Raw genomic sequence first — 26,485 nt, 5'->3', positions numbered from 1 at the left:
GACTACTGAATAGGCATGAATCCTACGCTCCAATAGCCATCCTCATCTTTGATCATCTGAAAGCCCATAAAGCCCTCTCCACCATTGTCATACTTGATATAGCCATCATTGTCGCTCGTTTGAATGAATTCACCGTCTTCAATTCCATCGAAAGTACTCAGTATATCATCCTTTGTTCCCCGGTCTGATTGGGGGATATTCGCATCTTCTTGTTTTGTCCAGCGTACATACTCTGGTCTGTCCGTGTACATTTCATAGACCAAATCGTATCGTTCATCCAACGATGCCTGAACATAAATCTTCGCTATACTAATGGGAGACAAATCTTTCAAATGTGCTTCTGTTGGATCCTGAGAAAACTCGTGATAGGCCTCCATTTCTTCCTGTGTCAGCGCGAGACTGGATTCACTGCTTTTCTCCACCTTTTCTATTACTCTAAAAGAAAATGGCATCACTACACTGAATTTCCATCTCTGATCATAAAGCATCCTGAAACTTTGAACGTTTACTTCCCTGGAACCTTCCGAAACCGGAATCTCGTATGTCACATCACTCATTGTTTCTGAAGTCCTCACTTTGATTGCGGTAGTGTTGGTCCATTCATAGCTAGCTTCATAAGACACATCGGGTTGTGCCAGTTTTCCTTTGTAAACGATAAAGGGGTGATTCTCGATCAGCTGCTGAGCCGCATCAGGCGTAAAGCTTTCTGCTAAGTAATGAACCACCTTTTCCTTTGAGTCAAATTCTTCACTCATATACCGATAGAGCTCCCCTTTATACTCAAAGGCTTGACCAGTTCCTTCATCGTTAAGGATGGAATCATATCGATTAAACGCCTCTCCAATCAGTTTGTCGGCAGTCGTCTCATCCAGCTCGGTTGGTTCCTCGATGGTTGGTTCTACTGGTTGAACTATGTCTTGATCCTGTGGAGCGTTCTGACCGTCCATTCCTATTCCAATCAGATCGACGGATAAAAATATACCGGCCATTATGAAGGCTGCCACCAATAGATTCGGAACCAAGCTTCTTCCTTTGGTTCTACTTTGCTTAGGTTCGGGCATTTCTTCAAATAACTTGGTTTTCAGTTCTTCCTTGAACTCTTTGCGGGGAGCAAGATCTGGTCGATTTTTTAATGAATGTAGAAAATTATCATTGAATTTTTCGTTCATCACTCAGCACCGCCCCTTCAATGGAATGTCCTAATTGCTTTTTTAACAGCTTGATGGCCCGATGATAATCGACCTTTACCTTGGAAGGCTTGCATTCAAGGATTTCTGCCGTTTCTTTGACGGAGTATTCTCTCAATCCTCTTAGGATGACGACATTTCGATAATCCGCCTTCAAGGTAAAGAGAGCTGCTTGTAGCACTCTCCACTCTTCATTTTTTTCCATTTCTTGATCAGGGAGGCCATCTTCACTTTTACGTAGATTCATTAAGGCTTCTGGAAGCAGTGAAATGAACCTCCGCTTTCGGTAATGATCAATGGCCGTGCGTTTGGCAATAGATATGATCCACGTTTTCTTGGAAGATTGGTGTTTGAAGTTGCGGTAACTTTTGAAAACACGCATAAATGTATCTTGAGTTAAATCCTCTGCTTCGGAATAATTGTTTGTAAAATATAATAGGTACTGATAGACATCGTGAAAGTAAGTTTCGTAAATCTTTTCTAACTGACCCTGATCCTCTTTCAACGGCCTTCCCCCCTTAACTGTAAATATTAGTCGTTTCACTAACTCCAAAGGTTTCAATTTCCCCCAATAAAAAAGAGCCGTTTCAAAACAGCTCACGATTTTAGATTTCTTTCCATATGACGGAGATATCATGTTCTTAAACAACCGTTTAACCCTTTCTACCTTGTCAGGTCAACAACTTCCATTCTTAATCAAACGTTTGTTTAGTTGTCTAACATCTTCACCAAACGGGAAATTTGGGTATGTAACTCATCGATTGGAACAAATCGGGCCTTCCTGAACATTTCTTTTCCCTCTACAAATACGATGACGACCGGTACAGTAAAGATGGAGAACTCACCAGCTATTTCCGGCATTTCTTCTGCGTCGGCATGAATGGACTTAACATCTTGAAAATCTTCTAATACCCCTTTCACCTGTGGCAAGAGAGCATGACAAACAGAGCAGTTTCGTCTGGATATGTATAGTAACACCATCTTTTCCCCTGCCAGTGTAGCCTTGATTGTTTCTAAAGAATGAACTTCCTCCATATCTTATGGCCTCCCTTCTTTGATTTAACCTTCATAATAGGTATACCCACATCTCCAAACGTTTACCATTAAGAACCCGCGGGAAAAGATAAACAACAAAACAATTTGAATGATGGAGGAGACCTGAAATGAAACCGACTGTTAAGGAATTTTATGACGATAAGGAATTAATTACAGAAGTTGAAAAGCTTTCTTCTCAAGGAGTGGACAAAAATAATCTTTATGTATTATCCCATGATGATGACCGGACGGACAGAGTAGCTGATCGAGCGGAAGCCAATGAAATCGGTGTAAAGGAAACAGGCATTGGGACTGCAGTGGGGAACATGATTCTGAAAAAAGGTGACGAACTCCGAAACAAGCTGATGGAAGTTGGATTTTCTCACGAAGAAGCGGATCAGTACGAAGAAAAGCTCGATGAAGGAAAGATATTATTGATTGTTAAGAACTAACCTTTTAGAAAATTGACTTAGGATGATTCCCCGGAATCATCCTTTTTTGTCTTGAAAAACATAAAGCTTCCCGTTTACCGGTCTTCTAAACTTAGGACCTTTAAACCCTCGTTTAATCAGCTCTTTTCTCATAAACATCATAATTCCGCCGTGACCTACAATGAGAACGTCCTCACCCTCTTGTATGACCTTATCGACAATCCCGTTGATTCTTTTGAGGATCTCATTCTTGCTTTCAGGCTGAGAACGATGATTAAACCACCAGGCTACACGGATCATAAACAAATGTAAAAACAGTGGAAGCTTTCTCTTGGAACTGAATATGGGGGATAGTCTGATTTCACGTAGTTCCTTCAACGAAACGATATCCCCGGCATAGACATTTCGAGCTGTTACTTCTGCCCTGGTTAAGTCACTTGCGTAGCACTTCCTCCATTCAATATCATGAAGATCAACCTCATTCTCTTCTACATCAGACTCATCGTACTCTTCTACCCACTTCATTAAATCGTCGGATGTCACAAATCTATTAGGATATCCTCTTGTTACTTTAAAATGCCTCACGAGACCAATCTTCACATTTCCGCCCCCTTCCCTTTCATTATACGATTATTTGGAAAAGAAAAAAGCATGCGATCTAAGCCGCATGCTTACTTTTATTATCCCAATGATACGTCCAGAATCATCATCACAACAAATCCAACCATGAGTCCCAATGTAGCCAAGTCTGTACTTCCAGAGGACTGAGACTCTGGGATCAGCTCTTCTACTACCACGAAAATCATGGCCCCTGCGGCAAAAGCAAGTGCGTAAGGAAGCAATGGCTGCACTAAAAGAACAGCAGCTGCACCAATTACGGCAGCAATGGGTTCAACGATGGCTGAAAGCTGACCATAGTTGAAGGACCTCAGACGTGACATTCCTTCTCCGCGCAACGGGATGGACAGGGCCGCACCTTCAGGCATGTTCTGTATGCCAATTCCGATTGCAAGCCCGATTGCCCCTACCAATGTTGCATCACCAAGTCCCATTGACGCCGCACCAAAAGCCACACCGATGGCTAAACCTTCAGGAATGTTATGAAGGGTGATCGCAAGAAATAGTAAGGTTGATTTTTTAAATTTAGTTGAAGGTCCCTCGGCTTTTTCCGCTGAGTTCCCGAGATGCAAATGAGGTACTACAAAATCCAACAGTCTAATAAACAGGCCGCCAAGCAAAAAACCAATAGCAGGAGCGAGCCATGGAATCTGACCATTTTGCTCACTGAACTCTATAGAAGGAGCAAGAAGTGACCAAAACGATGCCGCTATCATGACACCTGCAGCAAATCCAAGCATCATATTCAATGTATGCTTTTCAATTTTGGTGAAGAAAAAAACCGATGCAGCCCCCAGTGCGGTTAACCCCCATGTCAGCGTGCCGCCAAACAGTGCCTGGACAACTGGATTGAATCCACTTAACCAATCTAAGAACATGCCAATCCTCTCCTCCGATCAAAAATTTTTGAATACCACCATTTTGCATCAAGGAAACTTTCTTTGTCAAAGGAAATGTCATATTTCATATTTACTACGAATTTTCACTTTTGTATATATATGCTTTTCATCTATTTTTGTGTTTGTATCATTCTTATACTTCCAAATCCTAGAGACCTTATCCACAAGGCAGATAGCTCTCTCAAATATTTTTCATTTCCCCTCTTCCCAAACTGGCAGAACTTGTTATATACTTTAACTGTATTAAGACACATAGTACACTGTATACAGTTGGGAGGGTGGATATGTTTGAACTTGATTTAAGAAGTCGAAAGCCCATTTATGAACAATTAGTGGAGAAATTAAAAGAGTTAATCATTAATGAGGTGTTGAAGCCTGACGAACAATTGCCTTCCGTTCGTGCCTTGGCTCAGCAACTGACCATAAATCCAAACACAATCCAAAAAGCTTATAGGGAACTCGAAACTCAAAGGTTCATTTATTCTGTGAAAGGACGGGGTAGCTTTGTTAATCCATCAAATCACATTCAAAACGCGGAGAAAATCATGAAAGTAAAAGAAGAGTTGTCTAAACTTTTGTCTGAAGCTCTATATTTAGGGATCACGCCTGAAGATTTAAAGCAGATGATTGCTGACATCGAGGCATCGGTAGGAGGGAATCAATCTGATGATAGAGATTAAATCATTAAGTAAATCCTTTGAAGGTACTACAATCATTCATGACGTTTCCTTCTCTGTTCAAAAAGGATCGATCTACGGACTGCTCGGATCAAATGGTGCAGGAAAGACGACCCTGCTCAAATCCATTTCCGGGGTTCTGAAGCCCGAAAGTGGTGACATTTATTTAAAAGGTAAACCGGTCTTTGAAAATGTCCAAACGAAAGAAACCATGGTTTTCATTCCTGATCAACCGTTTTTCTTCGCTCACTATACCTTAAATCAAATGGCAAGATTTTATCAATACACCTATAGCCGTTGGGATGAGCATCAATATAAATCTCTAACAGGCCTATTTGGGATAGATCCTCACAAAAAGCTTCATAAATTTTCCAAAGGCGTCCAGCGTCAAGCAGCTTTCATTCTTGCATTATCCACTCAGCCGGATGTGCTCATTCTGGACGAACCCCTTGACGGATTAGACCCTGTCGTGCGTAAGAAGGTAAAAAGCGTACTGATCACAGAAGTGGCCAACCGGGAGATGACGATCCTTATCTCCTCTCACAACCTGCGTGAAGTGGAAGATATTTGTGATCATATCGGAATTTTGCATCAAGGAAGATTTTTATTGGAGAAAGAGCTTGATGATTTAAAATCAGGGATTCATAAAGTTCAGTTGGCCTTCAAAGGTGAGATACCTCATAAGCTCTTTACTGAGCTTGACCTTCTGCACGAAGAGACCAGGGGAAGCGTATCCCTCTGCATCGTAAGAGGTGACGAAAAGCATGTGAGAAGCATGATCCAGCCTTATCATCCGGTGATTTTCGATATGTTACCGTTGACCCTTGAGGAAATATTTGTTTATGAAATGGAGGACGTCGGATATGCCATCCAAAACATCATGGATCAATAAGGAAGTCATCATTCAAAGCCTTCGGAATGTTGGCTGGGTAGGGATCGTTTATTTTATCGGACTTCTCTTTTCTTTGCCGGTTGACATTATCGGTAAACTATCTAACGACAATCAGCCCTATCCGATTGCCATTTACGAAAACCTGTTTAAAATGCAATACCCGATCCAAATGGGCTTGATGCTGTTCGTTCCAGTCATCCTATCCCTTTTCCTTTTCCGTTATTTACATGTAAAGCAGGCTGCAGACTTCATGCATAGCCTTCCGCTGACACGCAGCAAATTGTTTTACCATTTTACCGGTACAGGATTTATCATTCTCATCATGCCAATTGTACTGAATACAGCGATTTTACTTTCCCTTTATTCATTTACGGATCTTCAGCAATTTATTGATGTTCAAGATATTTTCATCTGGTGCGGCATCACGGTTCTTATGAACAGCCTTCTGTTCACAGCCGCTACCTTTATGGCCATGATAACGGGACTGACAGCTGTACAGGGAGTAATGACTTACATCCTGCTCTTATTACCGGCTGGAATGTTTATGCTCGTATGCTTCAGCCTGAAAAATCTATTATATGGATTTCCTGAGGATTATTTTTTCAATATCCAAATTGAACAATACTCCCCAGTCATCAAGGCCGTATATCTGGAGAATAAAATCTTTTCCGGAATGGATGTAACACTGTTCATAGCTATCACTCTCCTACTCTATGTTTTATCGTATGTATTGTATAAAACGAGAAAAGTAGAAGCAGCATCCCTTGCCATTGTATATCCTGTCCTCAGACCCCTGTTCAAATATGGAGTCGCTTTCTGCTTCATGCTTGTTGGGGGAATGTACTTCCATGAGATCTATCAGGATTTCACCTGGACAATTTTCGGATATTTTATTGGATCATTCATCGGCTACTATATTGCCGAAATGGTGTTACAAAAACATTGGAGAGTATTCCGGCACTGGAAAGGATATGCAGGGTTTGCCATTACCATCTCTCTTATCGGGCTGTTCATCCAATTTGATTTATTTCAATATGAAAAGAAGGTTCCTGATATGAAGGGTATAGAAAAGGTCCATGTCAGCCACAGCTATTATTCCCTTAGAGACAATCCCGATAGCCTTATCAAGGATCACTTTATGGATGACCCTCAAACCATTAAAGCCGTCCTGAACCTTCATAAGGAAATCCTCAACAATCAGGATCGCACCGTCACAGACGAGGATAGTGAGCAGGTCTTCCTGTATTACAAGATGCACGATGGAAGCAAGCTTGTGAGGAATTACCGTGTGAATATAGAAGAGATTGAATCCCAATATGCTGCTTTATATAAAATGAAAAGTTTTAAAGAAACAACGGAAGAGATTTTCGCCGTAGATTCAAACAGTGTAGACAAGCTGTCGATTTATGCTGATATGGGGAATAGACAGAGCATAAGCATCATCGACCCGGAACAAATCAAAGAAGCAGTCGGGATATTAAGAGAAGAAACCTATAATGATACGATAAAAGATCGCGACCGAGTGAACCTCTATAACGTTGAATTACTTCTTTCAGAGAACCAATGGATCCATGTCGGGGTGCGTAATAACGATAAAAAATTTGAATCCTGGCTCCAAGAGAATGAATACCTTGATGATGTAAGGGTGACTGCATCTGACGTTGAGTGGATGTACGTAATCGATCAAGAGCGTTACCGTAACCGTCTGTTCAACGTCATGGATCCAGATACCGAAGCCCTTAAGTTAAAGAAAGAAAACAAAGGGATCGAAGTAGCGGACTCCAAACACGTAGAAGCCATCATGAATCAACTCGTATACAATCAGATGACCAATGAATATATAGTGATCATCAAGTATAAAACACACGGAAATATCGAAGTGCGAGGCTTAAAAGCTGAAGATACGCCTTCATTCCTGAAGAATAAAACGGACAATTGACTACAGAAAGCGAGGTGAAGCCATATGGAAACACTACAGATGCAACCATCTCCTCTTACGTTAGAGGAGATGTATGGACAATTTCATAAACTGATCTATCATATCGCTTATACGATGACAAAGGACGCTCATCTATCACAGGATATCGTTCAAGAAACCTTTCTCAAGGCCTACATCAGGATGGATACTTTACTCGATGTGACGAAAGCGAAGTCCTGGCTCACTTCTATCGCAAGATGTACAACAATCGATTTCATCCGAAAAGAATCGAAACGCAATGAAGTCTATATGGAAGCTGATGAAGAGGTTCAATCCATACAGGATAATAACCCTCTGGAAATAGAGATTGAAGCACGGTTTCTTAAGAGCAGCATCCAGGAAAATATTAAGAGGCTGCCACTTTCTCAGCAGGAAGTCATGTCATTGAAAGTGATACAGGATCTTAGTGATGGGGAGATTGCTTTAAAGCTGAACCTCTCTCCCTCCACCGTCAAAACCCGTTTTCACCGGGGAAGAAAGCAGCTGTACTCGATCGTTTATGCACAGACTGCATAGAAAAAGGAGCCTTGTTTAAGGGCTCCTTTTGTCGTAGAATTTTGGATTTGAAAATAAATGTTCTCAAATGGGGATATGACCTCTAGATTTATAACGTTTCCCCTTCATATGACCCAATATTATAGCACTTTACTTAAAAACGCCTGGGTTCGTTCATGTTTCGGATTACCAAAGAGCTCAGACGGCAGGTTTTCTTCCACGATATACCCGCCGTCCATAAAGATGACACGGTCCCCTACTTCTCTGGCAAATCCCATTTCATGGGTTACGACCACCATGGTCATGCCTTCCTTCGCCAGTTGTTTCATTACCTCCAGCACCTCTCCTACCATTTCGGGATCAAGGGCTGAAGTGGGCTCATCGAACAGCATGATTTCAGGCTCCATGGCAAGTGCCCGTGCAATGGCGACCCGCTGTTTCTGCCCTCCTGATAAGGAGTCCGGGTACACATAAGCCTTTTCAGACAGTCCCACTTTTTCAAGTAATTCCAATGCCTTCTGCTCCGCTTTATTTTTTTGCCACTTTCTCACCTTCATCGGTGAGAGCATAATGTTCTGGATCACCGTCTTATGAGGGAACAGATTAAATTGTTGAAAAACCATCCCTACATCGGTCCGGACCTTATTGATGTCTGTTTGCTTGGACGTGATGTCCCGATCTTTAATATAGACATGTCCATCGGTAATCGATTCCAAAAGGTTCAAGCAACGCAGAAACGTTGATTTTCCTGAACCCGATGGCCCAATTACCACTACCACTTCTTGCGGTTCTATATTGACGTTGATATCTTTCAATACTTCTAATTCTCCAAAGGACTTCTTAAGATTCACTGCTTTAATCATTCGGTTGCCATCCTCCGCTCAATATAGTTTAGTAGATACGTAAGAGATAGAGTAAGGATTAAATAGATAATAGCGACTGCCAGGTACGGTTCCCATACACGATAATATTGCCCCTGCATGGCCCGGCCCCAGTACATAAGCTCCGGAGCGGCAATGACCGCTGCCAGGGAAGAATCTTTCAGTAACACGATAAACTCATTTCCAAGTGGCGGAATCATCCGCTTAAATGCTTGAGGGATAATGATATGCCTCATCGCCTGGAGATTGGTCATCCCCAAAGATCTGGCCGCTTCCATCTGACCCCGGTCAATGGATTGAATGCCCCCACGGAAGATCTCGGCGATATACGCTGTGGCATTCAACGATAATGCCACTAATGCAGACACAGCCGGATTAATTTCCGACATGATCATAGGCATCACACCAAAGTGAATGAGTAGGATCTGCACGAATAATGGTGTTCCTCTAAAAAAGTTTATGTACCAAATGAAAGGTGTTCGAACGAGGAGATAGGGGGAAATTCTGAATATCCCCATCAGCAGTCCGAAGATTAAGCCTAAAAAGATGGCTCCCACCGATAAACCAATTGTTAATAGTGCTCCCTTTAGAAAAAAAGGTAAGTATTCCCCAATAATGTCCCATCTGAAATCCAGCATATCCTAACTCCTTTTGTCTCGGTAACGGCGTTATCCCGCTTTCCTTTTCAATAGTAGTAATTAGATTCATATAAAAGGGGCAGGTGAAGAAGGAACAATCCTCTTTAAAATCGATAAAGAAGATCCTCCCTACTTTCACTACGCCCCTTGTTCCCTTATTCTGCTTGTTCTAATAAAGCGTCAGTGTTCGGTTCTGTACCAAACCATTCTTTATAAATTTCAGCATATGTTCCATTTTCAATCACTTCTTTTACCGCTTTATCAAATTCAGACTTCAACTCACTGTCTTTAGGAAACATTAAGCCATAAAATTCAGATTCGAAGTTTTCCGGATCTTCTACTGTATTGAAATTGTCATCCGGATTGTTTTTCACATATTCATTTACAACCGTATTATCGGTTACAACAGCATCGACTTGACCTTGCTTTAATGCCGTAATGGCTACTACATTGTTTTCGTATTTAGAGATATCAGAGCTGTTCTGCCCAACTATTTTCTCTGCTGCCGCCTGACCGGTCGTTCCATTTTGAACCCCGATCTTCAGTCCTTTCAGGTCCTGGGCACTTTTGATATCCACACCTTCGCCAAACATGATCATGTGAGTGGATTCAAAGTAAGGATTGGAAAAATCAAACGTTTCTTTACGATCATCATTGATGGTGATCCCGGAAATCCCCATATCGACTTCCTTGCCGCCTTGAACGGCTGCAAATAACGGATCCCATCCAATGTTCTTCACTTCGTACTCATAACCGGCTTCTTTCATGACGGCCTCTAAAAAATCAATATCAAATCCGACAATTTCCCCTTTATCCATATATTCAAATGGAGCAAAGGCTGCATCAGTTCCCACTACTAGCTTTTCTTTTTTATCTCCGCTTGCTTCTTCACTTCCACAGGCAGTCATGATCGCTGCCATTCCAATCATCAATACTAGAAATAATCCTCTTACTTTCTTCTTCATCATTGGCCCCCTAAAATAGTTTGTATTTTCTAATAATTATAATTATACAACTTTTTTACTAGAAAACCAATAACTATTAGAAAATTACTAGTTTTCAGACTAATCATCTTTCTAGTGATACGAATTTTTGTATATTAAAATGTATAAAAAGATGCATCTCATATCTTTGTTTTATTTCCATTGATACCTTTAACATTGACAGTCTCCTCTATAGGTTTCAGAATAAGAGTATAAGCCAAGTTTAAAGGGAGAGTTTATGGATACACATTCGTCTGATTTATATGAATACTTAGTTGATCATGCCTTAGATTTCACTGAAGACTGGTTGAAGTTCCAGAATATTAAATCCGGATCTCACTATTCGCCTGATTCTCCTCCAGAGGTACTTAACAAAATAAAAGAACAAAACTCTAATTATGTGAAGATCATCGCCAGGTGTCTGTTACTTTCTCAAGAAGAGTCAAAAGAATTGATTTATAACTGGACTTCACAAACAGCTGCAGATCGAAGTAAATCCAGTACGACTCTCGATGAGGTTGTTCGTAACTCAGGTGTGTTCAGAAGAGTGTATTGGACGTATGTCGAAAAGTTTGTGGAAGAATCGAACGTAAACGTCCAGTTGAAAGAAGTATTCGAGTGGGAACGAAAGATCAATTTCGCATTGGATTATGTGTTAGAAACGTTCACTTCCACGTTCCTGAACATATTAATGAATCGACTCCAGGCACAGTCAACCCTGATTAAGGAATTAAGTACACCGGTCATTTCTTTAACTTCAGAGGTAGGACTTCTGCCTATTATTGGAGATATTGATACGACACGGGCCCGTATGATATTAGATGCAACCCTTCAACAAAGTGCCGATGCCCATTTATCCATGCTGATCATCGACTTATCAGGTGTGGTATTGGTTGATACCATGGTCGCTCAGCAAATCTTCCACCTCATCGATGCCTTAAATCTGCTTGGAGTGAAGAGCGTCATCACCGGGATTCGTCCTGAAGTTGCCCAGACAGCCATCCATTTAGGATTGGATTTCTCCAATATCCATACTGAAAATTCACTCGAGCGAATCATCGCCGATGTAATTCAGGAAAACAGCTCATTTTTGCAGGTGTAGGAAGATGGAGGCAAAATAAAAAGACTGATTCTCGCGGTGCTGCCGCTCTAGAATCAGTCTTTTTTATTAAGAATAATGATGAGAAGCTTTATAACTCGCTTTCACCATATATTCATGTTGAAGCAGTTTCACTTCGAATAAAGTGATCGGGTCGAAATATCGCTCCGGATTTGCTTTCATTTTCTTTAACGTTTCTTTGTCGCTTGCAATATCCGTTTCTGTATCTTTAATCGTGACGTCCAGTTGTTTAAATGGCTCTGCGAAGAAAGAGTGAACATCCTGCTGCAATGATTTTTCGAACAAATCAAACTGAAGGAAAAATTTATTGACGACAGATGCCGTGATATCCTGATAATCTTCGTTCTCTAAGTAGCGCTTGTATTGATTGTAGAGTAACGACTTATTCTGAGGTAATACACCTAACAGCTTTCCGGCACTCTTCAATAGGAACTGAGCCGGTTTAAAGCGCAATAGAATATTCTCTTTATCAATCTGGGCTCTCGTTCCCATTCGGTTTACATCCCGGCGCCAGTCGTCCATTACTTGGAAATCACATTGTAAAACGACTTTATCCTTTCCGAATAACTCGTTGAATGTTTCACTCATCTCATTTAAATAGTTCTGGCTGTCTTGAAGCTCCTGCTTTGAAAAGCCAAGCCACTCCTCAAGGGATTTGACATAACGGGGCATGAGATCATCTTGGATATACCCTTGAATCCTCGTATTCATCGCTTCATTTAACTCTGTATGGATCTGTTTGAAATCACTTTCTTCACTGATCAGGTCAGAGCAGCCGCTAAGGATACGGGGAATTTTCTCAGAGATTTCCTTCTTCATCGCTTCTTTCTTTTTATGGAAAGAATCCTTAATGACTGATACCTTATCGCTCTGCATGTCACCCAAGTAGTTTTCAAAGCCGTTCAAACGAGTCAGGATATCTTCATTCTTCTCGATTGTATCTTTCAACTCATTTTCACGATTCTTACGTTTTGAGTATAGATCTCTCAGTGTTTTTCTGACCAGGTAAAATAATTTGGCTCCACGTTCCGCTTTGAGCACGTTTCCATTCATCATATACTGTTTCTTTAGGAAGGACTGAACATCCTGTCGCTGCAGATGAACGGCTTCCAGGGATGAATATGGCAATACCTCTGCGTCCGGGAACCATTCCCGGGCTTTGTTTCGGGCTGATTCAATGATCTCTTCTGTACGGTCGGAATGAGATACTTTGTCCATCTTATTTAATAAGAAATGTACGTTCACAGGCTGTCCGATTTCCGCTAATTTTCTTAAGGTTTGTCTGTCCTCTGCATTAAACGGGGCATCGGCATTCAAGACATACAGTAATCCATCCGCTACAGGATAAAAGGCCGTTAGATCATCCAGATGCCTTTTGCCGGTTTGAACGTCAATGATGGCACTTCTATTTTTCTTAAGAAACTCAGACGGGAGCTTGTATTCTACGAATGCTTCCCTTTGCATCAGCTCTTCAAAATCAGCTATGCTCTCGACTTTGTGAACACCATGATCGTGAATCTCCTTCACTTCTACCTGCTGATCATGATAGCTATAAATGATGGTGGAGTCTTCAGCCTCACCGACGCTCTCGCCTAAAACGGATTGAACGAAGGAAGATTTTCCGCTTGAGCCACTCCCTGCAATTAATAAGTGGTGTTCACTCAGATCCATTAACTGCTCCGCAATCCATTTTGTTTTATAACCTACAGAAGCATCATTTCGTTCTGACCAATCCATAATTTTATTTAAGAACAGAATAATGTCTTCAAAGCGGGCTTGATAGGAGTCTCCTTCCAGCAGGATCATTTCCGCCTCATCCGTCACCATCTGTTCAATACTGTACGAAAAGACATCGTTCCAGGCTAAAACGGCCGCTGCCGGGAAAAGTGGTTGATGATCCCTGCTCACTTTCAGCCAATTGCTCAGCATGCTTGGCATAAAGCCTTCCAGGTCTTTCACTAAGTAGTTGCCTTCCAGGAATCCTACGTATGCTTCCTGGAATTGGTGTAAGATGTCCTCCCATGATTCGTTCGGGAGTATTTCTACATATTCAAAGACTGTATTGACCGTCAGCATCCATTCAATATGTGCGACCGGATTGCTTCTGTAACTTGTCCACAGAGCAGACACGAGATCCTTAAATTGTTTACGATCCTTTTCATAGACCGCAATCAGTAAGTCGTAGAAATAGGTAGGTGCAAAGGATGTTGTGTAACCTTGATCCCCATATTCCCTCAGAATCATGAACCAGGCAGGGTCCTGGGTACGGATCGATTCCTGAACCGCCAGTTCCACGGCTTTATTCCAGTCCTCTTGTTCTTCATAAAAAGCCCGGGCAAGTTCAGTTACGTTGGGATAATCCGGATCGATCGCCAAGGCTTTGTCGATGGTACGATAAGCTGACTGAATCTTATTTCGTTCGATATAAAGAGAGAATAGCTGCAGGGATACTTCCAGCGTTAATATCGTGCTTTCCGTTTGAATAGCTGTATAGACATCCTCCGCTGACGATAACAACCCAATCTCATAGTAAGAATCCGCGATATTCTTCTTAGCCCAGGGTTCTAATTCGTTCTGGATGCTTTCCCATTTGAAAATAGCCGCTTCATAGTCCTTGCTATGAAAATAGACCTCACCCTGAGCATAGCGAATGAACGTTAAATCATACGGCTCATTTTGCTGCTCTTCTACAAAAGCTTGACCAAGCACTTCAATTGGATGACGGTTCGTGTCATAGTCTACTAAAAAAGTTCCATAGAATGACTTTTCCATTAGTAATTTTTCTTCTGTCATAATGTCCTCCGTTATATGTGAATCCCCCTGTTAAAGGAACCTCACAGACTAGTCTATTTCTATCATTCTAACAGAATTTCCTTGGGATAAAATTTCATTTCCTTTTCAATTTCCGATTGATACTTTCTGCCGTGATTCATAGGGATCACTTCCATTACAGAAGAAAGGACTACCCGTTACTAAAGGCTGCTTGTGCCTTCAAAAACAGATAGTCCTTTTTACTTACCACCATTGTTCAGCCATCAAACTAGGCGGATGTCTGGTGAACAAACTTTTTTTGTTTGCGCCCTTCCAGTATCGCTACAACTAAAGCAATGAGCAGGAATAAGCTTGAAATTTGGAATAATACACCCGTCTCAACATATTGTGCAAGCACTCCGAATACTAAGCCGCTTAAGCCGATCCCAAGATCAATGGAAGAGAAAAACATCCCATTGGCTACTCCCCTTCTATTGTCAGGAGTTAATGACAAAGTCCAGGATTGGAGTGTTGGAATAAGAGATCCAAATCCAACTCCAAACAAAATACCTGATACGATGATGAGGAAATCAGAATGGGCATAGGATAATACCCACATCCCGATAAAGGTAATCACGATACAAAAGAGAACAAGCCCCTTAGGTCCGCGTTCATCAAACCATTTCCCTGCAATCGGTCTTGATAGGGATGCCATGATCGCATTACATAAATAGAACAAGAAGATATGCTGGATTCCACGTTCTTCCCCAAAGATGACGATAAAGGTAACGATCGACCCGTAGCCAAAGGTCACCATTATCGTAATGAACGCTGGAAACCAGCTGGATTTTTCAACTAATGAACCCAGGTATGAAAACTTCAAGTCTTCCTTTTTCGTTTCTTTGACGACTTGAGGTGTACGGTAATGAACGACACCTAACAAGATAACCGCGATGACACCCAATGCACTGGAAGTAATGATCAGGTTCGTGAACGTCGTTACCTGGAATAAATAAATCCCGAGACTCGGAGCTATAATCATTCCTATCGTAATCGACAATCCGTAATACCCCATCCCTTCACCTAAGCGAGATTTCGGCACCACATCCACGGCTGCCGTCCCATTCACCGTTGTGGACCATCCCCACGCCAATCCGTGTACAAACCTGAATAAAAGAAAGATGAATACCACACTGGACAATGGATAAATCACCGTAATCAACAATAACGAGACCCCGCCTATCAGAACGAGAGGTTTCCTGTCCCTATACTCCAACATAAACCCAATGAATGGCCTGCTTAACACTGCACCTATCGAAAATAACGTTGTCACTAATCCAATTTCCAAACCTGAAGCCCCGATCGACTTTATATAAGGCGGAAGCGTCGGTATCAGCATTTGAAACGACATAAACACAAACAAGTTTCCTACCATCAGCATAATAAAAGACCTCGTCCATAAAGGATCCTTTACCTTATCCATAAGAAAACCTCCTTTCACATCTATCAATAATCCTCCCAATACATTCAGGAGGATAATATTTCGGATTACTAAATAATAGCACATAAAACACAAATGCGATACGATTTAAAACCGGCGAAAACATGCTAGTTTTTTACAAATATTGCACCATGAATCCCGAGAATTTTTTTGATTGAATCCAATACATAGAGGGAAAGTAATACTACCTGTTTTTTTTGGCTCTTCTTCTCTCCCCGGCCATTCAGTGCCAGCTGAAAGGCGAGTGAAACGAACGTTTCACTCGAATGAGCCAAAAAAACGAATGCAAAATTTCCAGACCACCACACACAATACGGTTGGAAGAACCATCTAATTCCCAACCTTTTATTGAAAAGACAAAGAATTATACTATAATAACAACATGGCGTAAATTTCTGAATAATCTTATTTGCACGCCTAATCCTACATAATTATTTTCTATTTTTTATAAACATACATACACGACTGGAGGTAGTTCTTTGAATTATTCGTTACGACCCCTAGGTGATCATGCCATCGTTATACAATTAGGGAACTCAATACAGCAAGAAACACACGAAATGGTTAAAACCGTCACCACCTTTTTTGAAACCCGGACAATCGAATGGCTTGTGGAAATCATCCCGGCATTTACAACCGTCACACTTTATTACGATCCGATCAAAATCATCGAATCTCACAAACCTTTTCAGAATACATTACCGTACAAGATTGTCTGTTCAGAAATTGAACATATGCTTTCCCAACTTACATTCGGTGAACAATCAGATTCGCGAATCGTCGACATTCCCGTCTGCTACGGTGGAGAATTTGGACCAGACCTTGAAGAAGTCGCGAACCACAATCACATGTCTACTGAAGAAGTCATCGCGAAACATTCCAATGGTGACTACCTCGTGTACATGATTGGGTTCGCCCCGGGATTCCCTTATATCGGAGGCATGTCCCCGGATATTGCGACACCGAGAAGAGAATCACCCCGTCTCAAAATCCCGGCAGGCTCAGTTGGGATTGCCGGGGAACAAACAGGCGTTTACCCGATTCAAACACCGGGGGGATGGCAGCTGATTGGCCGTACCCCCTTAAAATTATTCAAACCAAAAAACGACGACTCACCAAGCTTACTAAAAGCAGGAGATCGAATTCGTTTCACCCCCATTTCTCTGGAAGAATATAAAGCATTGGAGGAGGAACAATGATTAATGTAATGAAACCGGGTCTCCTTTCAACGATTCAGGACCTGGGAAGGTATGGCTATCAAAAATATGGTGTCATCGTCAGTGGGAGTATGGATCCTCTCGCTCATAAAATCTCTAATCTGCTTGTAGGGAATGATGAAAACGAGGCTACTCTTGAAATGACACTTATGGGTCCAACGCTTGAGTTCCGGGAAACCACCCTTATCTCCATTTGTGGAGGAGACTTATCTCCAACCATTGACGGGAAGCCGGTTCCTTTAAGGAGATCACTATTAATCAAAGCTGGAAGTGTTCTCAAATTCGGAGCATGCAAGAGTGGCTGCCGCAGTTACCTTGCGATAGCAGGTGGATTCAATGTAGAAACGGTGATGAACAGCAAATCAACTTACGTAAGAGCAGGGATTGGAGGATTGAATGGTCGCTCCTTAAAAGAAGGTGACCACCTTGAACCAGGAACGATTAAGAAAGAATCTGAAAATATTATCGAATATTTACTTCCCTATTTAGAGGGCAATGATTTCACAGAAATTGAGTGGTCCATCTCATCTGAATTCATCTCGGCTTATCAACAGAAAAAAAACATTCGAGTGATACCGGGATCCGAGTACGATCTATTTTCACCAGAAAGCCGGGAACACTTCTTCAGTGAACCCTTTAAGGTGTCTGCTCAATCAGATCGAATGGGCTACCGTTTGGAAGGTCCGTCCCTCCATCTCGAGAAGGATTATGATATGATTTCAGAAGCGGTTGCCTTTGGGACGATTCAGGTTCCTTCGAATGGGAAGGCTATTGTTCTGTTAGCGGATCGGCAAACGACGGGAGGCTATCCAAGAATCGGTCAAATCGCATCAGTGGATCTTCCTTTGATAGCTCAAGCAAAGCCTGGAGAAGAGTTGACCTTTACGATTGTTTCTCATGAAAAAGCCCAGGAACTCTACATAGATCGTGAACGACAAGTAAGACATTTAAAACAAGGTGTTGCCTTGAAATTCAACTCGTAGTTTCAACCCATGACATGACAGCAAAGGAGCGAAATTCTTGAAGAAAAAATCAAATTTCAGCGTATTGTTAGGGGCTGCGTTCTTAATGGCCACATCCGCCATCGGACCAGGCTTCCTGACTCAAACGACCGTATTTACTCAAACCCTGGCGGCAAGCTTTGGTTTCGTCATCCTTGTTTCGATCCTCATTGATATTGGTGCCCAGCTTAATATATGGCGCATCATTGCCATTTCTGAAAAAAGGGCTCAGGATATTGCCAACGATGTCTTGCCGGGATTAGGTTACTTCCTTGCCATCCTAATAGTGCTGGGCGGATTGGCCTTTAACATTGGAAATATCGCCGGAGCTGGATTAGGTACGAATGTCCTGTTTGGTATTTCGCCTGAAATGGGCGCATTATTCAGTGGAATTGTCGCAGTAGGAATCTTCCTGGTGAAAGAAGCCGGTAGATTAATGGACAAGTTCGCCCAGATCCTCGGGTTACTCATGATTATGCTTACGGTGTACGTGATGTTTACAGCAAATCCTCCTGTAGGAGAAGCCGTTACGAAAACATTTGCACCAGACACCATTGATTTTCTGGCCATCATTACGCTCGTAGGCGGAACCGTTGGTGGATATATCACATTCGCAGGTGGTCACAGGCTACTAGAAGCCGGAATAACAGGGAAACAAGCACTTCCTGAGATTACGAAAAGCTCAGTATCCGCAATCGGTATCGCGTCCATCATGCGAATCTTCCTTTTCCTTGCAGCTTTAGGAATTGTGTCACAAGGTCTGCAATTGGACCCTTCCAACCCGCCAGCCTCCGTATTCCAACTGGCTGCCGGTGATATTGGTTACAAGATGTTCGGGATCGTCATGTGGTCCGCTGCTGTTTCATCTGTTGTGGGCGCTGCTTATACATCGGTGTCCTTCATTAGAACGTTCAGCCCACTTCTCGAGAAATATCATAAGTGGCTAATCGTTGGATTCATTACCGTTTCAACACTAGTATTCGTCATTGTAGGTAAGCCTGTCGCGATTTTAATCCTCGTTGGTGCACTTAATGGATTGATTTTGCCAATAGCATTGGGAGTTATGCTGATCGCCGCTCATAAAACCAAAATCGTCGGTGATTACAAGCACCCGATCTGGATGACCATTTTCGGTGCGTTGATTGTCGTTGCCATGTCCTACATGGGTGTATACGCGCTAATCAAAGGCATTCCTCAATTGTTTAGTTAAGTGTAAAAGAAGGACCTCGATCCGTTATGGATCGAGGCCTTTTAGTTTATGGGATTCGATGGCGGAGACTTGTTTGGTGCCAGGCACCGATCTACACTTTTGTGCCTGGCACCAAAATAAAAACTACCCAAAGATAAAAAAGAGGCCACCAATGGCCTCTCTCTCCTTACACTACTGAATAATATTCTTCACTCGCCCAACTTGTCCATCTTCTAACCGGACTTTGATTCCGTGGGGATGATTCGGTGAATTGGTTAAAATATCTTTTACAACCCCGCGTGTCAGTTTGTTTGTTCTTTGGTCTTTTTTCAGGACGATATCCACTTCAAGACCTTGTTTGATATTGGAACGTTGTTGTCCGCTCATTGTATTTCCTCGTTTCATTAGGTGATTTCCGAAAGGCTAGTCTTCATCCTTCACATCGATATCATCCGGAATCGGTTCACTTAGGTATTCAGCAAGCTGACGCTTCATTTTTTCCATTTGCTCCAGATGCTGATTGAATTGGTCCCGGTATATTAAATATTGATCTCCGTCATGGACCGCCCGTATTTTATTTTGCTGAATGAGGCTCTCAATATACGATTCCGGCAGTGACAGATATTCGGCTGTTTCTTTAATTGTGAGATACATCGGCTTTCTTCCTCGCTTATTCTACTAACTCAATCTTCGCAACGGCTTCACAGTGCATCGTTTGCGGAAACATATCAACAGGCTGGACCTCGGTTGTCTTGTACCCGCCATCCTCTAAAATTCTTAGGTCACGGGCAAGTGTCGCAGGGTTACAGGATACATAGACAACGCGCTTCGGCTTCATGGACAGGATGGTATTCAGAAGCGCTTCATCGCAGCCCTTCCGTGGAGGATCCACTACCAGGACGTCGGCTCTGATTCCATCTTTATACCACGTGGGAATGACGACTTCTGCAGGTCCTGCTTCAAACTCTACATTGGTCATATCATTCAACTCTGCATTCTTCTTCGCATCTTCTATCGCCTGTGGGACGATTTCAACTCCATACACCTTCTTTGCCTTTTGGGCAAGGAATAAGGATATCGTTCCAATCCCGCAATACGCATCAATGACCGTTTCTTCTCCTTGTAAATCAGCATATTCCAATGCTTTATCATAAAGCACCTTCGTTTGTTCAGGATTTACCTGGTAGAAGGATCTTGCCGAGATCGCAAACTTCACGTCCCCGATATAGTCATGGATCACTTCTTCCCCCCACAGGACGCGTGTGGAATCTCCCATGATCACATTTGTTTTTTTAGGATTCACGTTATGAACAATCGATTTTAACCCTTCAATATTCTCGACAAGAGCATCGATGATTGCATTCTTATGAGGAAGCTCCGGTGTACGAGTCACCAATACGACCATCACTTCACCCGTCGTATAAGCCGTCCGGGTCATAATATGACGCAGGGTCCCTTTATGATTCTTCTCATCATAGGGACGGACCTCCAGTTTCTCGCATATATTCTTCACATGCTGAATCACTTCATCATTTTTTTCATACTGGATGATACATTTGTCCATATCGATGATTTCATGGCTTCGTTTTTGATAGAAGCCGGCAACAAAGCGCCCGTCTTTTTCCCCTACAGGTACTTGGGCTTTATTGCGGTAGCGCCATGGTTCTTTCATTCCCAAAACCGGGTGAACAAAGACGTCATGAAGCTTTCCGATACGCTGCATGACATCGCTGACATTTTTTTCTTTTGCCTGCAGCTGTCCTTTATAGGTCATGTGCTGAATTTGGCAGCCACCGCATTCTTTGTAAATCGGACATGGAGGCTCCTGGCGAAACGGACTTTCTTTGGTTCGCTCTGTCAGTCGACCAAATCCATAGCCTTTACCCGGTTTCACGACTTTAACCTTCCCTTCCTCACCTGGCAGGGCATTTGGGACGAATAACGGATAACCCTCAACCTTCATCACGCCATTCCCATCATGGGTTAAGTCTTCAAATACCGCTTCATCTATATAATCATTTTTTTGAACTGGTGCTTTTTTACTCACGTATATCTTCCTTTACGAATTCCTTTTTAAGACTCTACTGATTGTACCATAAATGGGGGTGGAGAATGAAATGACTGGAGGTCCGTCCCTCTCTATAAAAAAAGCATCGACCTCTATGGCTCGATGCTTTTATCGTTTAGTTTGCCGGCATGTTTTCACGATCTGCCTTTTGAATGGACTTGATTGCTTCATTGAGATAAAGTTTGAAGTCTTCACCCTTTTCAACACCGCTCATTTCAAGAGATTCGATGATACATCTGAAATTATCAATAAGGTGATCTGATTTCATACCTCTGCTCACCAGCACACTGTTCAACCAAAGGGCATAATCAGAAAAAACGTTTGATTCACCGACATCTGATGCCGATTCCAGATAGTTAAAGTGGTGAACATTGTCTTCGTAGCATTTCTTTCTTCCGGCCTCACCGTACTTTACTGCTAATTCAGGGTATCGTTCGTACAATCTTTCAACTGCTTCATCTATGACACTCTTATACTTATTTTCCATCAGAAAGCCACCACCTTAAAGCGATCAATCGATGGAATAATGGATGCGAGCTCCTGATCCGGATATTTCTTCTCCAGTTCGTGAATCCGTTTATAGTCCTCACTTTGCACCCACGTCATGAAGTGCTCCTTCGAATCCCATTCCATATGAACCGTGATTTCTCCCGGCTTTTTCTCATTTTGTAAGAGGAGGAATCGCTGAAACCCTTCCGCTTCGTCTACTAAACCTGAACGGGAATGGTAGATTGAAATCACTTCATCCGCCTTCTCATCAGGAACTACAAATGTTGAATGTACGATATACATTGAATTCACCCTTCCAGTGGCACTATATGTCCGACATACTTTTAATCCACTGTAACATAGTCACTAAGTGAGAGGGAATACAAAATTTAACAAAATTTCACTATATGACACTCTCAAGCCATAAGGGGGTTCATGACTATACATTTCCTAGTCGGGTTGTTAAAACTTACCTCGTTTTATGCGTTGAAGAAAGGGTAAAATGGTATGTGCAACAATTCTAGAAAAGAAGGTAGATAAACATGAACCCGGACTTCTTAGTCAACCTTATCCTGGTAGGGAATGTTTTTCTTGGGGTGTTATTCGCTCTCAAGTCAAGAAGATGGTGGCTACCCTACATATTCATTGCAGTCACATTTTTAACCTTGACCTTTGGATTCGGGATTTCCCTTTTATTAAATAAAGAATCCATACTAGCTTATCTATTTGTGTTTGTGGTCGGACAATTGATATGGGTCTTTACATTTGTGATCATCGCCCACATTTTGTCCTGGATCGTGAGAAAAGTTCCGTTCCGGCATAAACAACAGATCGGATGGGGCTTTCTGATTGGTTTCCCATTGTCATTTAGTGTGTTTTTGTTAGTAAATTGAGAAGAATAAAAAAAGGAATGCCATCACCCCAAATGGCATTCCTTTTCATCATTCAGCTTTATCTTCCGGGCGGATTTTATCAAGAGGGACAAATACCTGCAAATGGCGGTAAAGGTTTTCAAATTCTGCAGGAAGGACTCCTCCCAGCTCGCCATCTACATTCAGCTGCACCTTTTCTTTTGCTTTGATCTTGATTCGATTGGCCTGTGTGTAAATGACGTTGGGATCATTTACATGCTCACCTCGAACGGCCAATGTTGCAATGCGGATAAACTCGGCCAAATTCGTTTTCTTTAAAATCAAAAGCGAGAATAAGCCATCATTGATTGACGCATCCGGAGCCAACCTTTCAAAGCCACCAACTGAGTTGGTTAAACCAATCAGGAACAGCATTGCTTCCCCTTCAAACAGCTTTCCATCATACTCGATGGAAACGTCCGTCGGCTTGATGGAGGGAAGCATTTCAATCCCTTTTAAATAGTAGGCAAGCTGCCCCATCATCGTCTTAAGCTTGCTCGGCACTTCATAGGTCAATTCGGTTATTCTTCCTCCACCGGCGATATTAATGAAGTAGCGTTCATTCATGCGCCCGATATCGACAGGAATGGTTTCACCCTTTGTGATGACATCAATGGCTGATCCAATATCCTTTGGAATGTGAAGAGCCCTTGCGAAGTCATTCGTTGTCCCCATTGGAACTATTCCAAGCTTAGGTCGGTAATCCTGTTCGGCTAATCCGTTGACTACCTCATTTAACGTGCCGTCTCCACCAGCAGCGACAACGATATCGTATTTACGTTCTACAGCAATTCGTGCCGCTTCAGTGGCATCTCCTTCGCAAATGGTTGCGTGAACGGAGGTTTCGTATCCTGCTTGTTCTAATTTGATTAATACTTCTGCAAGGTGCTTTTTGAATAGCTCTCGACCAGAAGTAGGATTATAAATAATTCTTGCTCGTTTCATACCCCATCATCCTAATCTGTATTAATTCCTAAGACTCGTCCTTTTATATTCCATCTTTTAACATCATATACTTATTATTTTTATTCATGCAATTTTTATTCCGCAGGTCATTTATTATAAAGTGTCTACCGGTCAATATCATAACTCTTTTCGCTGGAAAAATCTAATGAAAAATGAAATTTGTAAAGCACTTCCCCCTTATTGTAGTAATAAAAAATACATAAATCGGCACTCTCATTCGTAATGTTTATAGATTACTCATCATGGAGGTGCTCAGATGGAATGGTTGATTCTTTTACATGTGCTGTCTGCCATTATAGGGGTCGGGCCAACTTTCTTTGCTCACGTTTTAACCAGGCCAGACAAAACCATTGAACAATTAAAGGTTACGACGGAATTGAATAAACGATTGGAGTACTTCCCTAAAATTGGCGGAAGCATTGCCGTGTTAACGGGGTTCATCCTTTTTTATATAGGGGACTATGGCAGCTTTGCACAGCTGTGGATTCTGGGGTCTGTCCTACTTTATGTTTTCATTCAAATCATTGTCATCGGCTTCATCACGCCCGTCTCTAAAAAAATCAACGAATGGATATCCTTACCGGAAAATGAACACCTTACAGGGGCACCTCCTGAAGAAATCCAACGACATCTGGAGACCATGGACCGTTACTTTTATCTTGTATCCTTTCTAGGGGTACTTCTTTTTATTTTTATGATCATGAAGCCTTAATTAAAGTAGTGCGAATGAATGATTTCACGTACAGACAAAAAACCATCCAGAATATCAACACGATATTCCAGACGGCCTATGGGAACAGCTTGATATTCCGTTGTTGTAAAAACTGGATGGACTCCTGCAGGGATGTTGCATCAAAGTGATAGACTTCCCCGACGATATCTTTCCACTTATCAAAATCTTTCATTTGATATTCACGGATGTTTCTGTAGGTCATCACTTTCAAGGTCTGATTGCGAAGAAAGTAGCACTGATTGCCCTGGAAGCGGACTGCGGTGATTCTTCTCATTGTAATGTTATCATCAGAATCCAAGTAAGATGCTTCTATATCGGACTCTAATTCTTCTTCCTCTAACGGGATCCACTCTATGGTTTTTTTGACAAAGGATTTGCCATTTGAACGTCGATCCACTTCAAATTCACGAATATCTTTCTGGGTAAAAATGATTTCTTCCCCGAAACCGTGAAGAAGATGCTTCTGCCTCGCTTCAAGCTCCACAGGCTTCATGATCGGGGATCCATATCCAACATCCACATAGAGCTTGCGATTATCGATGGTAATCATTAAACCAAGATGACCTGGTTGCACTCTGACAAACTGACAATGGAAGCCTAACTTTTTCAGCAGTCTTCCAAAGTTGATGTTTAATGTAAAACAGGTGCCTCCCCACCCTTTAGAGTGGAGATTCTCTGCGAAAGTGTGCAAGGAAGGCACAAAGGATTCACCTTGAGAAAAGTAATAAAATTTACTAAAGGTCTCATATGGGATCCTGATCAAGTGCTGTTGGATAAGTCGTTGCAAATAGTTCAATGTAGGCGGCTCTTCATCCATATTTAAATAATGTACATATTTTTTTACTGCTTCCAATCCGATCACTCTTTCTACTTTTTCATCAGGCAGACTGTAAACTGGTGCTGAAGAGTAAACTCACGAATAGGATCGTAACGCCCGGACAGGAACGTATGTAATGATTGGAGTAATCCCTCTTTCTCGCTACCCTCTAAATGAGAGAACCAAGTTAAGGAGCCTACCCGCTCACACCAGGACTGTAACGTAAAGTCGACTGCGTAATAAAATGTGTAAAAGTCTTTCAAGTTAAAGTCAGCTTCCTGCCATTCTAACAACCATTCCACAGGAATTCCATTCAATTGATTCCCTGATCCCGAGGGAGTCATATCTATATATTCATTTAAAAACGTCATCGTATCTTTTACCACTTCATGATCCGGAACGAAGGTTGAATCACTCACAATGAACGTCCCTTTTTCCTTCAATATCCGTTTCATTTCGCTGATTGCCTTTGGACGGTCGAATAAATGCCAGCTTCTGTGAATCATCGTGATATCATAGTACTGATCTGGCAGATTCGTAGATTCAGCTGTACCTGTAAGATATGGGATGTCCAAGTATTGCTTACTCTCTAATGCCTTGGCAGCTTTCCTAAGCTCAATGGACGGCTCGACCCCGATCACTTCTGCTCCACGCTTGTGCAGCTTTCGTGTCAAAGCACCGGTACCCGACCCAATTTCAGCTACCTTTCTTCCTTCCCACACAATTCCCCTCACCTTTAATGTATCAAAAAATTGATGCGGAATATCCTCACCAGACGCAGCATAACGAGAGGTCACATGACCAAAATTAACTTCCATATACTCTCTTCCCCTATCATAATTGAATTTCCCTCGAATGAGCATTACGATTTCATGTCAACTCCATCACAAAACCCTGCCAACAACACCATACCTACTACATTCTGTACCCTGTCCCAAAACTCCTGCCAGGGACGGACCTTGACGATTTTTATATCGTAATAATTAAAAATCTTCTAAATACACTCTT

At 42.0% G+C, this 26,485-nt stretch carries 29 protein-coding genes; 11 read left to right on the top strand and 18 right to left on the bottom strand.

From position 1 onward, the window contains the following. Positions 1-2: 2 nt before the first annotated feature. The 3 genes from ACOSV2_RS11205 to ACOSV2_RS11195 all read right to left on the bottom strand — a co-directional run bounded on the left by ACOSV2_RS11205 (position 3) and on the right by ACOSV2_RS11195 (position 2,222). A complete protein-coding gene (locus ACOSV2_RS11205; protein ID WP_428975873.1) occupies positions 3-1,169 on the bottom strand; it encodes a DL-endopeptidase inhibitor IseA family protein in 1,167 nt (388 codons plus the stop codon). Further along, positions 1,150-1,692: an RNA polymerase sigma factor gene (locus tag ACOSV2_RS11200; RefSeq protein ID WP_428975152.1), complete on the bottom strand. Its 543-nt coding sequence runs from the start codon at positions 1,690-1,692 to the stop codon at positions 1,150-1,152. Before ACOSV2_RS11200 ends, ACOSV2_RS11205 begins: the two co-directional genes overlap by 20 nt. 203 nt (positions 1,693-1,895) lie before the next feature. Then, positions 1,896-2,222: a thioredoxin family protein gene (locus ACOSV2_RS11195; protein WP_428975151.1), complete on the bottom strand. Its 327-nt coding sequence runs from the start codon at positions 2,220-2,222 to the stop codon at positions 1,896-1,898. A gap of 128 nt (positions 2,223-2,350) precedes the next feature. Between ACOSV2_RS11195 and ACOSV2_RS11190 the strand changes: the two genes are divergently transcribed. Continuing rightward, entirely contained in the window at positions 2,351-2,674 is a 324-nt protein-coding gene (locus ACOSV2_RS11190) for a general stress protein (RefSeq protein ID WP_428975150.1), read from the top strand. Between the two features lie 36 nt (positions 2,675-2,710). On the opposite strand, the gene ACOSV2_RS11185 is transcribed toward ACOSV2_RS11190, so the two are convergent. Both ACOSV2_RS11185 and ACOSV2_RS11180 read right to left on the bottom strand, forming a co-directional pair. Further along, positions 2,711-3,253, bottom strand: a complete 543-nt coding sequence (locus tag ACOSV2_RS11185; protein ID WP_428975149.1) for a histidine phosphatase family protein — start codon at positions 3,251-3,253, stop codon at positions 2,711-2,713. Positions 3,254-3,333: 80 nt separating this feature from the next. Beyond that, positions 3,334-4,149 carry a ZIP family metal transporter gene (locus tag ACOSV2_RS11180; protein ID WP_428975148.1) on the bottom strand — a complete coding sequence of 272 codons (816 nt, stop codon included), beginning with the start codon at positions 4,147-4,149 and terminating at the stop codon, positions 3,334-3,336. A 305-nt stretch (positions 4,150-4,454) separates the two neighbouring features. On the opposite strand from ACOSV2_RS11180, the gene ACOSV2_RS11175 reads away from it, so the two are divergent. From ACOSV2_RS11175 to ACOSV2_RS11160, 4 genes are read left to right on the top strand one after another with little or no spacing between them, the layout of a single operon-like run. Next, the gene (locus tag ACOSV2_RS11175) at positions 4,455-4,850 is read left to right on the top strand and encodes a GntR family transcriptional regulator (protein WP_428975147.1); all 396 of its coding nucleotides are present in this window, start codon (positions 4,455-4,457) and stop codon (positions 4,848-4,850) included. Continuing rightward, positions 4,837-5,739, top strand: coding sequence for an ABC transporter ATP-binding protein (locus tag ACOSV2_RS11170; RefSeq protein ID WP_428975146.1), 903 nt, complete (start codon positions 4,837-4,839; stop codon positions 5,737-5,739). Before ACOSV2_RS11175 ends, ACOSV2_RS11170 begins: the two co-directional genes overlap by 14 nt. Next, positions 5,711-7,678 (top strand): DUF6449 domain-containing protein, encoded by a 1,968-nt coding sequence (locus tag ACOSV2_RS11165; protein ID WP_428975145.1) that lies wholly within the window; start codon positions 5,711-5,713, stop codon positions 7,676-7,678. Before ACOSV2_RS11170 ends, ACOSV2_RS11165 begins: the two co-directional genes overlap by 29 nt. A 24-nt stretch (positions 7,679-7,702) precedes the next feature. Further along, a complete protein-coding gene (locus ACOSV2_RS11160; RefSeq protein ID WP_428975144.1) occupies positions 7,703-8,233 on the top strand; it encodes an RNA polymerase sigma factor in 531 nt (176 codons plus the stop codon). A gap of 119 nt (positions 8,234-8,352) precedes the next feature. On the opposite strand, the gene ACOSV2_RS11155 is transcribed toward ACOSV2_RS11160, so the two are convergent. From ACOSV2_RS11155 to ACOSV2_RS11145, 3 genes are all read right to left on the bottom strand, one after another. Then, on the bottom strand, positions 8,353-9,075 hold the full coding sequence (locus ACOSV2_RS11155) for an amino acid ABC transporter ATP-binding protein (RefSeq protein ID WP_113968530.1): 723 nt from the start codon (positions 9,073-9,075) through the stop codon (positions 8,353-8,355). Next, complete coding sequence (locus ACOSV2_RS11150; protein ID WP_113968774.1) at positions 9,072-9,728, bottom strand: amino acid ABC transporter permease; 657 nt, start codon at positions 9,726-9,728, stop codon at positions 9,072-9,074. Before ACOSV2_RS11150 ends, ACOSV2_RS11155 begins: the two co-directional genes overlap by 4 nt. A gap of 158 nt (positions 9,729-9,886) precedes the next feature. After that, a complete protein-coding gene (locus tag ACOSV2_RS11145) occupies positions 9,887-10,696 on the bottom strand; it encodes a basic amino acid ABC transporter substrate-binding protein (protein WP_397553112.1) in 810 nt (269 codons plus the stop codon). Positions 10,697-10,952: 256 nt separating this feature from the next. Here ACOSV2_RS11145 and ACOSV2_RS11140 point away from each other — a divergent pair, with 256 nt between their 5' ends. After that, positions 10,953-11,816, top strand: coding sequence for an STAS domain-containing protein (locus ACOSV2_RS11140; RefSeq protein ID WP_113968528.1), 864 nt, complete (start codon positions 10,953-10,955; stop codon positions 11,814-11,816). Between the two features lie 66 nt (positions 11,817-11,882). Here the strand turns inward: ACOSV2_RS11140 and ACOSV2_RS11135 are convergent, their stop codons facing one another. Both ACOSV2_RS11135 and ACOSV2_RS11130 read right to left on the bottom strand, forming a co-directional pair. Further along, positions 11,883-14,627 (bottom strand): GTP-binding protein, encoded by a 2,745-nt coding sequence (locus ACOSV2_RS11135; RefSeq protein WP_428975143.1) that lies wholly within the window; start codon positions 14,625-14,627, stop codon positions 11,883-11,885. Between the two features lie 247 nt (positions 14,628-14,874). Beyond that, positions 14,875-16,068, bottom strand: coding sequence for an MFS transporter (locus ACOSV2_RS11130; RefSeq protein WP_428975142.1), 1,194 nt, complete (start codon positions 16,066-16,068; stop codon positions 14,875-14,877). Between the two features lie 497 nt (positions 16,069-16,565). Between ACOSV2_RS11130 and pxpB the strand changes: the two genes are divergently transcribed. The 3 genes from pxpB to ACOSV2_RS11115 are packed head-to-tail and all read left to right on the top strand — an operon-like array spanning position 16,566 to position 19,514. Continuing rightward, positions 16,566-17,285: a 5-oxoprolinase subunit PxpB gene (gene pxpB / locus ACOSV2_RS11125; protein ID WP_428975141.1), complete on the top strand. Its 720-nt coding sequence runs from the start codon at positions 16,566-16,568 to the stop codon at positions 17,283-17,285. Continuing rightward, complete coding sequence (locus tag ACOSV2_RS11120) at positions 17,282-18,286, top strand: 5-oxoprolinase subunit C family protein (protein ID WP_428975140.1); 1,005 nt, start codon at positions 17,282-17,284, stop codon at positions 18,284-18,286. Before pxpB ends, ACOSV2_RS11120 begins: the two co-directional genes overlap by 4 nt. A 37-nt stretch (positions 18,287-18,323) precedes the next feature. Next, positions 18,324-19,514 (top strand): NRAMP family divalent metal transporter, encoded by a 1,191-nt coding sequence (locus ACOSV2_RS11115; protein ID WP_397553118.1) that lies wholly within the window; start codon positions 18,324-18,326, stop codon positions 19,512-19,514. A 171-nt stretch (positions 19,515-19,685) separates the two neighbouring features. On the opposite strand, the gene ACOSV2_RS11110 is transcribed toward ACOSV2_RS11115, so the two are convergent. The 5 genes from ACOSV2_RS11110 to ACOSV2_RS11090 form a co-directional block, all read right to left on the bottom strand. After that, positions 19,686-19,880, bottom strand: coding sequence for a YwbE family protein (locus tag ACOSV2_RS11110; RefSeq protein ID WP_299741356.1), 195 nt, complete (start codon positions 19,878-19,880; stop codon positions 19,686-19,688). Between the two features lie 36 nt (positions 19,881-19,916). Beyond that, entirely contained in the window at positions 19,917-20,147 is a 231-nt protein-coding gene (locus ACOSV2_RS11105; RefSeq protein WP_428975139.1) for a helix-turn-helix domain-containing protein, read from the bottom strand. Between the two features lie 16 nt (positions 20,148-20,163). Next, on the bottom strand, positions 20,164-21,540 hold the full coding sequence (gene rlmD, locus ACOSV2_RS11100; protein WP_428975138.1) for a 23S rRNA (uracil(1939)-C(5))-methyltransferase RlmD: 1,377 nt from the start codon (positions 21,538-21,540) through the stop codon (positions 20,164-20,166). 136 nt (positions 21,541-21,676) lie between these two features. Continuing rightward, on the bottom strand, positions 21,677-22,048 hold the full coding sequence (locus ACOSV2_RS11095) for a hypothetical protein (protein ID WP_428975137.1): 372 nt from the start codon (positions 22,046-22,048) through the stop codon (positions 21,677-21,679). After that, the gene (locus tag ACOSV2_RS11090; RefSeq protein ID WP_428975136.1) at positions 22,048-22,353 is read right to left on the bottom strand and encodes an antibiotic biosynthesis monooxygenase family protein; all 306 of its coding nucleotides are present in this window, start codon (positions 22,351-22,353) and stop codon (positions 22,048-22,050) included. Before ACOSV2_RS11090 ends, ACOSV2_RS11095 begins: the two co-directional genes overlap by 1 nt. A gap of 239 nt (positions 22,354-22,592) precedes the next feature. Between ACOSV2_RS11090 and ACOSV2_RS11085 the strand changes: the two genes are divergently transcribed. Then, a complete protein-coding gene (locus ACOSV2_RS11085; RefSeq protein WP_428975135.1) occupies positions 22,593-22,943 on the top strand; it encodes a hypothetical protein in 351 nt (116 codons plus the stop codon). A 48-nt stretch (positions 22,944-22,991) separates the two neighbouring features. On the opposite strand, the gene ACOSV2_RS11080 is transcribed toward ACOSV2_RS11085, so the two are convergent. Next, entirely contained in the window at positions 22,992-23,906 is a 915-nt protein-coding gene (locus ACOSV2_RS11080) for a diacylglycerol kinase (RefSeq protein WP_113968518.1), read from the bottom strand. Between the two features lie 277 nt (positions 23,907-24,183). On the opposite strand from ACOSV2_RS11080, the gene ACOSV2_RS11075 reads away from it, so the two are divergent. Then, positions 24,184-24,639 carry a DUF2269 family protein gene (locus ACOSV2_RS11075; protein WP_428975134.1) on the top strand — a complete coding sequence of 152 codons (456 nt, stop codon included), beginning with the start codon at positions 24,184-24,186 and terminating at the stop codon, positions 24,637-24,639. A 76-nt stretch (positions 24,640-24,715) separates the two neighbouring features. Here the strand turns inward: ACOSV2_RS11075 and ACOSV2_RS11070 are convergent, their stop codons facing one another. Together ACOSV2_RS11070 and ACOSV2_RS11065 are read right to left on the bottom strand one after the other, a co-directional pair. Continuing rightward, a complete protein-coding gene (locus ACOSV2_RS11070) occupies positions 24,716-25,513 on the bottom strand; it encodes an arylamine N-acetyltransferase (RefSeq protein ID WP_428975133.1) in 798 nt (265 codons plus the stop codon). Between the two features lie 14 nt (positions 25,514-25,527). Continuing rightward, positions 25,528-26,295, bottom strand: a complete 768-nt coding sequence (locus ACOSV2_RS11065; protein WP_428975132.1) for a class I SAM-dependent methyltransferase — start codon at positions 26,293-26,295, stop codon at positions 25,528-25,530. Between the last annotated feature and the right edge of the window lie 190 nt (positions 26,296-26,485).

Source organism: Rossellomorea sp. DUT-2 (assembly GCF_052665285.1).
The sequence above is the reverse complement of the archived record's forward strand: the minus strand, read 5'-3'. Positions and strand labels throughout refer to the sequence as shown.

Excerpts from the sequence above, each read along its gene's own strand:
- ACOSV2_RS11065 (WP_428975132.1), bottom strand. The coding sequence starts at position 26,295 with ATGGAAGTTAATTTTGGTCATGTGACCTCTCGTTATGCTGCGTCTGGT.
- ACOSV2_RS11080 (WP_113968518.1), bottom strand. The coding sequence starts at position 23,906 with ATGAAACGAGCAAGAATTATTTATAATCCTACTTCTGGTCGAGAGCTA.
- ACOSV2_RS11175 (WP_428975147.1), top strand. The coding sequence starts at position 4,455 with ATGTTTGAACTTGATTTAAGAAGTCGAAAGCCCATTTATGAACAATTA.
- ACOSV2_RS11195 (WP_428975151.1), bottom strand. The coding sequence starts at position 2,222 with ATGGAGGAAGTTCATTCTTTAGAAACAATCAAGGCTACACTGGCAGGG.
- ACOSV2_RS11135 (WP_428975143.1), bottom strand. The coding sequence starts at position 14,627 with ATGACAGAAGAAAAATTACTAATGGAAAAGTCATTCTATGGAACTTTT.
- ACOSV2_RS11085 (WP_428975135.1), top strand. The coding sequence starts at position 22,593 with ATGAACCCGGACTTCTTAGTCAACCTTATCCTGGTAGGGAATGTTTTT.
- ACOSV2_RS11140 (WP_113968528.1), top strand. The coding sequence starts at position 10,953 with ATGGATACACATTCGTCTGATTTATATGAATACTTAGTTGATCATGCC.
- ACOSV2_RS11130 (WP_428975142.1), bottom strand. The coding sequence starts at position 16,068 with ATGGATAAGGTAAAGGATCCTTTATGGACGAGGTCTTTTATTATGCTG.
- ACOSV2_RS11090 (WP_428975136.1), bottom strand. The coding sequence starts at position 22,353 with ATGTATATCGTACATTCAACATTTGTAGTTCCTGATGAGAAGGCGGAT.
- ACOSV2_RS11110 (WP_299741356.1), bottom strand. The coding sequence starts at position 19,880 with ATGAGCGGACAACAACGTTCCAATATCAAACAAGGTCTTGAAGTGGAT.
- ACOSV2_RS11180 (WP_428975148.1), bottom strand. The coding sequence starts at position 4,149 with ATGTTCTTAGATTGGTTAAGTGGATTCAATCCAGTTGTCCAGGCACTG.
- ACOSV2_RS11145 (WP_397553112.1), bottom strand. The coding sequence starts at position 10,696 with ATGAAGAAGAAAGTAAGAGGATTATTTCTAGTATTGATGATTGGAATG.
- ACOSV2_RS11205 (WP_428975873.1), bottom strand. The coding sequence starts at position 1,169 with ATGAACGAAAAATTCAATGATAATTTTCTACATTCATTAAAAAATCGA.
- ACOSV2_RS11160 (WP_428975144.1), top strand. The coding sequence starts at position 7,703 with ATGGAAACACTACAGATGCAACCATCTCCTCTTACGTTAGAGGAGATG.
- ACOSV2_RS11120 (WP_428975140.1), top strand. The coding sequence starts at position 17,282 with ATGATTAATGTAATGAAACCGGGTCTCCTTTCAACGATTCAGGACCTG.
- ACOSV2_RS11190 (WP_428975150.1), top strand. The coding sequence starts at position 2,351 with ATGAAACCGACTGTTAAGGAATTTTATGACGATAAGGAATTAATTACA.
- ACOSV2_RS11155 (WP_113968530.1), bottom strand. The coding sequence starts at position 9,075 with ATGATTAAAGCAGTGAATCTTAAGAAGTCCTTTGGAGAATTAGAAGTA.
- ACOSV2_RS11105 (WP_428975139.1), bottom strand. The coding sequence starts at position 20,147 with ATGTATCTCACAATTAAAGAAACAGCCGAATATCTGTCACTGCCGGAA.
- ACOSV2_RS11165 (WP_428975145.1), top strand. The coding sequence starts at position 5,711 with ATGCCATCCAAAACATCATGGATCAATAAGGAAGTCATCATTCAAAGC.
- ACOSV2_RS11170 (WP_428975146.1), top strand. The coding sequence starts at position 4,837 with ATGATAGAGATTAAATCATTAAGTAAATCCTTTGAAGGTACTACAATC.
- ACOSV2_RS11095 (WP_428975137.1), bottom strand. The coding sequence starts at position 22,048 with ATGGAAAATAAGTATAAGAGTGTCATAGATGAAGCAGTTGAAAGATTG.
- ACOSV2_RS11075 (WP_428975134.1), top strand. The coding sequence starts at position 24,184 with ATGGAATGGTTGATTCTTTTACATGTGCTGTCTGCCATTATAGGGGTC.